The following is a 5,732-nucleotide window of genomic DNA, read 5'->3' as shown; positions in this document are numbered from 1 at the left end:
TATAGCTATAGCCAAATAAGTTAAGACATAAAACCCAGAAGAGTGTTGCGGCGCGAAGCGCCGCAACACTCTTCTGGGTTTTGTTTTCGTCCTAACATAACTGGTTACTGCTATATCTCACTTCAATGAATTGGTATTAATTTTGCGACAACAATGCCAAATTCCCCAAAAAACTAAGAGTGTGTCGATCGCATCTACTCTTAGCCCCCAAGATTTGAGCCGATCGCCATCGCCACCTGTCAGAATTACTCGACCGTGAGGAAACTGCGATCGCCAATCAGTAATATAAGCTTGTAAACCTGATAAAAATATGTGAGCAATCCCCGTTTGAATTGAGCTAGGCGTATCCATGCCCCAACGATTTGGCAAGGTTTCGGGAATATGGACATCGGGCAAGGCTGCAGTATTTTGATACAAACTCCAAAACTGCGATCGCAATCCCGCCACAATTGCCCCGCCCAATAAAGCCTTATCCGCATCAATCCCCGTTAAAGTAATTGCCGTTCCTGCATCGATCACTAAGACAGGATAGCCATAGATTTCTCCTGCGCCATAGGCTGCCAAGGCGCGATCGCATCCCATCGTGTCATACAAGCCACGCAAAGGCACATCGCTAGTTTTAATAATTTGGGTTTGCGGTAGATTATGCCAGATGGTGATCAGATCGGGGACGACGGAAGCGATCGCAATATCTGCAAAATCCCGCTCCGTAAGCTTCGTTTCTAAGATTGGTAATTGGTCATGGGTATAGGCATATTCTTCAAGAATTTGGCGATCGTCACCAAAAATAACCGCCTTAATTCTGGTGTTGCCAATGGCGATCGCTAAATGATTATTTGAATGATTAGTCATCCCAAAACTTAACGCTCAACATCGCCTCAATTTCACGACTAAACTGCCATTGCTCAGGGATTTGATAGCCATTTTTCTCGTATTCATCTCTAACATCTCGTAATGCCAGCCGAAAAGCTATATCAAAAGCATCATTCCATATAGTTTTTAAGCTGGGAGAATCCATCAGTGCTAGCTCAAGATCGGTTCTTTGATTTCTAATCGTCCGTTCCCAGCCATTAAATTCTTGAGGCATATTGACATATATGCGCTTAAGCAAATGGGCAAGCAAAGTTGTGAGGCGACTTTTTATTTCCTTTTTATCTGATTTCCCCAAGCTCTCGATCTCCTCTATCAAATTTTCCATGTCCACATGGTCAAAATCCCTAGCTCTTAGCTTGGCTACAGTTTCTTCCGTCCATAGCAAAAAGTCTGTCTCATATAGAGAGGCATTGAGAGATTTACGAGTTATCCCCTGTGTCATTTTGATATGGCTCCTTTGCTATAAAGTCCAAAGAAATTTTTGAAAGCGCTGCAAAGCGGCGCTTTCAAAAATTTCTTTGGATTTTGCTTCAGCGCTTTGCGCTGTAAGTGTAATTATTAAGTGTAATTATAAAGGCATAGAATATAACTCTGTGTCTTCATCACGAATCAAGCAATCACATAAGCAATCACAATGGACTTCGAGCCAGCCTACAGCCGCTATCCCCTTGCTACGGTCAATCAACGCCTCGGAGCGCTCATCGTAGACTTTTTAAGTTGTTGGTTTATTTCCGAATTAACCGTATCGATCCTATCGATTGACTCAGCTAATCCTCTGCATCTATTTACATTTATCTCAACATGGTTTGTCTTTCGCGTATTTATTGCTGCACGGGCACAGGGGCAGAGCTTTGGTAGATGGCTGATCAGCATTCGTGTGATTGATGCGGAATATGGCAAAACGGCTGGACTCGGTGCATTTATGAAGCGCGAGATATTTGTCTTTATTTGCTCCATTTTTCTGATTAAAACGATTACTTCGACCCTCATTGTGTTTGCGTGGATTCCTTTTGTTGCCGATGCTGCCTTTGCGATCGTCGATAATGAGAAGCGTCAAGCTTTCCACGATCGCATTAGTGGTACGATTTCCATTCAAACCCGTAAAGGCTTTGCGATCGATGAAAAATTAGGCAAGCTTTTTAACAAAGCAGGGCAACAGGCAACGCAACTCTATCAAAGCCGTCAAGATCGCTCTGCCTATGAAGACGAATATAGCGCCCCTCGTCCAAAACCTAAACGCCGCCCAAGGACAAAATCGCGTCCACCTCAAGATTTTCAAGATTTTAATTTTGAGCGAGATAGTAATTTCGATCGCTCTTATCAGGATTCTTATCAAGCCCCTTACACCGATCCCTATGCTGAGCCTTTAGATCCACCCAGAAATGTTTACAAAGGGGATGTGGATGGTTTTGACGATTGGGATAAGGATGATTCTCTTGATGGTTTTGGCGATCGCTCAAAGTCCTACGAAAATACCTATGAAAAACCCTACGAGGATGAACCACCAATTAAGCGATCGGCTCGTCGTCCCAGACGGAGATAGTTAGCCTTTAGCGATCGCTCATCTTCGTAAGGTTTGCTTAGGACATAAAATCCTAAAGATGATTGTCGGCGCAAAACGCCGCCAATCATCTTTAGAGGAACCTTGTGGGGACATCTTTTAGTTGTTTTGATGATAGGCATCGAAAAGAATCATGCTTAAAACTTTGTAAAGTTTAGTACAATACTTAACATTCTCCTTGGTAAGTATTTATTCTCATTGACATGACATTAGACCAATTTCCTTGGCTTACCGCGATTGTCCTGCTGCCGCTCGTAGCTTCCCTACTTATACCCGTACTCCCCGACAAGGAAGGTAAAACCGTACGTTGGTATGCATTAGGTGTAGGCATCGCCGATTTCACTTTAATGTGCTATGCCTTCTGGAAAAACTACGATCCGAGCAACGCGACATTTCAACTCGCGGAAAAGTACACTTGGATACCCCAACTAGGACTTAGTTGGGCAGTTTCAGTCGATGGTATATCTGCACCTCTAGTTTTACTTGCTGGACTCGTTACCACACTTTCTATTTTCGCTGCATGGCAAGTTAATATTAAGCCTCGTCTGTTTTACTTCCTCTTGTTGGTGCTTTACTCCGCCCAGATCGGCGTATTCGTTGCCCAAGATTTACTCCTCTTCTTCATCATGTGGGAAGTAGAGCTGATTCCCGTCTATCTGCTCGTTTCGATCTGGGGAGGTCAAAAACGCCAGTATGCTGCTACTAAATTTTTGCTTTATACCGCTGCCGCATCTATTTTTATTCTGGTCGCAGGTTTGGCGATGGCGCTCTATGGCAATAACCTCACCTTTGATATGACCGAACTAGCCCTGAAGGATTTCCCTCTTGCCCTAGAGCTTCCCCTCTATGCAGGTTTGTTAATAGCCTTTGGTGTGAAGCTTGCTATCTTTCCTCTACATACTTGGTTGCCCGATGCTCATGGAGAAGCCTCATCGCCTGTATCGATGATTTTGGCAGGTGTCTTATTAAAAATGGGAGGCTATGGCTTAATTCGCCTAAATATGGGATTGCTTGACCATGCCCATGTTTATTTTGCTCCTGTTTTGGCAATGCTGGGGGTAATCAATATCGTTTACGGTGCGGTGAATTCTTTTGCTCAAACTAATATGAAGCGCCGCCTTGCTTTTTCTTCAGTTTCCCATATGGGGTTTGTCTTGATCGGCATTGCCTCATTCACTGACTTAGGGATTAGTGGCGCGATGTTGCAGATGCTCTCCCACGGGTTAATTGCCTCAGTCTTGTTCTTCCTTGCTGGCGTAACCTACGATCGCACCCATACGATGTTAATGACGGAGATGGGCTATATCGGGAAGGTGATGCCTAAGGTATTTGCTTTGTTTACCGTTGGCGCGTTAGCATCGCTTGCCTTGCCTGGTATGAGTGGATTTGCTAGTGAAATATCGATTTTTGTTGGCATGACTTCCAGTGATGCTTACACTTCAACTTTCCGTACAGTAACCGTATTTTTGGCTGCCGTCGGTGTAATCCTCACGCCGATCTATTTACTTTCGATGTTGCGGCAGATTTTCTACGCTTCCGATGCTAATCCCACCTGTGATATCAATCCTAGCTGTGATATTTCCGATATCAGCCTCAGAGCGCAGGGCAATCAAGATGTAGTTTGCTTTGGTACGAGTTGTGTTTTGCCTAGCGAAGCCGACTTTAGCGATGCTAGACCTCGCGAGGTATTTATTGCCGTTTGCTTCCTAGTGCCAATTATTGCGATCGGTGCTTATCCTAAGCTCGCAACCAATTTCTACGATGCCACCACCGTTGCTATCAATTCCCAAATGCGGATGGCTCACGAGCAATTCGCCCTTGAAAAGAATGCTCAAGTTTTTGCTGAAAGAACTGATTTCCCTAACTTAGCGCTGGGTAGCAAAAAGCTATAGCTAAAGATGAGATGAGTGGCAGCGCAAAGTCCTGCCACTCATCAACAACAAAAACACGCAGAGCGTGTTTTTGTTGTTGTTCTATCTGCGACGAATTTTAGGAACTTGACGAGTGGAAAGATCGCTCTCATCGAGAATTTGTTTAACTTGAGGCTGAGACAGGACTAACTGTACATCAGCAACTAGACGATCGCCCCAAAGATTTTCGACGAGATAGGAGACTTTGCCGTAGCGAGGGTCGATTTTCATTGCTTCGACTGCCAATTGTAAAGCCTTATCGCGATCGCCCTTACGATAAAAAGCCGTAGCTAGAGCAAGGGTTGGTTCGGCAGCGAGAAACTCAACTTTTTCTGCTTGCTTGAGGGAGTTTTGCCATTTGGCGATCGCCTGATCGACATTGCCCCTTTCGTACTCGACTAAACCGATGTTATTAGTTGCCGCCCAAAACTTGGTATCAAGATTTAATACATCGTTATAGATTGATACCGCTTCATCATAACGCTTGGTTAAGAAGTAAGCGTTGCCCAGATCGAACATCGCCGTGGCTGCTTTGGGTTCTAGCGATAGTCCTTTTTTTAGGTTGCTAATAGCTTCGGGATAGTTCTTATTACGAAGGTAGGCTGCCCCCAGACTAAATAGAATTGTGGGCTCGTCTTTTTTGAGATCGTTTGCCATATTCAGAGCAGCGATCGCCTCAGCATATTGCTCCTTACGCAGATAGATACTGCCGAGAATCCCTTGGGTTTGAAAAGCTTTTGGAGCTAATTGCGCGGCTAAGCGGGCGCGAGGTAAAGCCAAATCATACTGCTCAAATTGAGCAAGTTGGGCAGCTTCTCTTGCCAAGTTGAGCGCTTGCTCTTCTAAATTGCCAAAATTGATTCTTGTCGTGTGGGGCAGAAGAGCTTGGGCGCGGAGGGGAGAGGCTCCAACGCTAACAGATGCAAGTATTGCCAGCAACCAAATTCGATAGCGCACAGGTATAACTCTTACCAATTATGAATGTAGTGTGATTGTATTTCAAATGATAGCGCTTCTTTATTAAAACCGATTTTTGGTTTGCCAAAAATCCAGAAAATGACCGAGGGGAGTGAGGTCGTCCTATCTAATTTTCTAGGTTTTAAAGATTTTTTGAGTAGCGATGCTTGCTAGAATATCTCTAGAATTTTGTTTGATTTATTAATCATATTTAAGAAAACTGCTATGGACTTCGTAACTTCCCTATTCTCCAGCATTAATTTTCAGCTAATTTTTCAATTGACCTGCTTAGCTCTAATCGTTATCTCTGGTCCCGTCATTATCTTTTTGCTATCCGCCAATAGTGGCGACTTGTAACTTCTACCACTGCTTGTATAGCTACAGTCACTTGAATTAGGACAAATCAAACCCCAAGAATTGACTGGCGGCGC

7 protein-coding genes are annotated in these 5,732 nt (G+C 44.1%); 3 read left to right on the top strand and 4 right to left on the bottom strand.

The window, feature by feature from the left end; translation table 11 throughout:
* Positions 1–117: 117 nt before the first annotated feature.
* Together AC805_RS01400 and AC805_RS01395 are read right to left on the bottom strand one after the other, a co-directional pair.
* Positions 118–852 (bottom strand): type III pantothenate kinase, encoded by a 735-nt coding sequence (locus tag AC805_RS01400; RefSeq protein WP_055073756.1) that lies wholly within the window; start codon positions 850–852, stop codon positions 118–120.
* Positions 845–1,315, bottom strand: a complete 471-nt coding sequence (locus AC805_RS01395; RefSeq protein WP_055073755.1) for a DUF29 domain-containing protein — start codon at positions 1,313–1,315, stop codon at positions 845–847. The genes AC805_RS01400 and AC805_RS01395 overlap by 8 nt, the downstream gene beginning before the upstream one ends.
* Before the next feature lie 192 nt (positions 1,316–1,507).
* Between AC805_RS01395 and AC805_RS01390 the strand changes: the two genes are divergently transcribed.
* Positions 1,508–2,416, top strand: a complete 909-nt coding sequence (locus tag AC805_RS01390; protein ID WP_055073754.1) for an RDD family protein — start codon at positions 1,508–1,510, stop codon at positions 2,414–2,416.
* Here the strand turns inward: AC805_RS01390 and AC805_RS25350 are convergent.
* Positions 2,362–2,556 carry a hypothetical protein gene (locus tag AC805_RS25350; RefSeq protein ID WP_156341273.1) on the bottom strand — a complete coding sequence of 65 codons (195 nt, stop codon included), beginning with the start codon at positions 2,554–2,556 and terminating at the stop codon, positions 2,362–2,364. The two genes, AC805_RS01390 and AC805_RS25350, sit on opposite strands and share 55 nt — an antisense overlap.
* A gap of 81 nt (positions 2,557–2,637) precedes the next feature.
* Between AC805_RS25350 and AC805_RS01385 the strand changes: the two genes are divergently transcribed.
* The gene (locus AC805_RS01385) at positions 2,638–4,326 is read left to right on the top strand and encodes an NAD(P)H-quinone oxidoreductase subunit 4 (RefSeq protein ID WP_055073753.1); all 1,689 of its coding nucleotides are present in this window, start codon (positions 2,638–2,640) and stop codon (positions 4,324–4,326) included.
* 81 nt (positions 4,327–4,407) lie between these two features.
* Here AC805_RS01385 and AC805_RS01380 read toward each other — a convergent pair whose 3' ends face one another.
* The gene (locus AC805_RS01380) at positions 4,408–5,301 is read right to left on the bottom strand and encodes a lipopolysaccharide assembly protein LapB (RefSeq protein ID WP_055073752.1); all 894 of its coding nucleotides are present in this window, start codon (positions 5,299–5,301) and stop codon (positions 4,408–4,410) included.
* Positions 5,302–5,526: 225 nt separating this feature from the next.
* Here AC805_RS01380 and AC805_RS24450 point away from each other — a divergent pair, with 225 nt between their 5' ends.
* Positions 5,527–5,658 carry a photosystem II reaction center protein Ycf12/Psb30 gene (locus tag AC805_RS24450; protein ID WP_071590161.1) on the top strand — a complete coding sequence of 44 codons (132 nt, stop codon included), beginning with the start codon at positions 5,527–5,529 and terminating at the stop codon, positions 5,656–5,658.
* The last annotated feature ends 74 nt before the right edge of the window (positions 5,659–5,732 follow it).

Source organism: Pseudanabaena sp. 'Roaring Creek', from assembly GCF_001402795.1.
Lineage (GTDB): Bacteria > Cyanobacteriota > Cyanobacteriia > Pseudanabaenales > Pseudanabaenaceae > Pseudanabaena.
Note: the sequence above shows the minus strand (reverse complement) of the source record. Positions and strands in the feature narration are given on the sequence as shown.

What these genes read in the sequence shown, in the direction of transcription:
- AC805_RS24450 (WP_071590161.1), top strand. Translation starts at nt 5,527, where the DNA reads ATGGACTTCGTAACTTCCCTATTCTCCAGCATTAATTTTCAGCTAATT.
- AC805_RS01395 (WP_055073755.1), bottom strand. Translation starts at nt 1,315, where the DNA reads ATGACACAGGGGATAACTCGTAAATCTCTCAATGCCTCTCTATATGAG.
- AC805_RS01390 (WP_055073754.1), top strand. Translation starts at nt 1,508, where the DNA reads ATGGACTTCGAGCCAGCCTACAGCCGCTATCCCCTTGCTACGGTCAAT.
- AC805_RS01385 (WP_055073753.1), top strand. Translation starts at nt 2,638, where the DNA reads ATGACATTAGACCAATTTCCTTGGCTTACCGCGATTGTCCTGCTGCCG.
- AC805_RS01400 (WP_055073756.1), bottom strand. Translation starts at nt 852, where the DNA reads ATGACTAATCATTCAAATAATCATTTAGCGATCGCCATTGGCAACACC.
- AC805_RS25350 (WP_156341273.1), bottom strand. Translation starts at nt 2,556, where the DNA reads ATGCCTATCATCAAAACAACTAAAAGATGTCCCCACAAGGTTCCTCTA.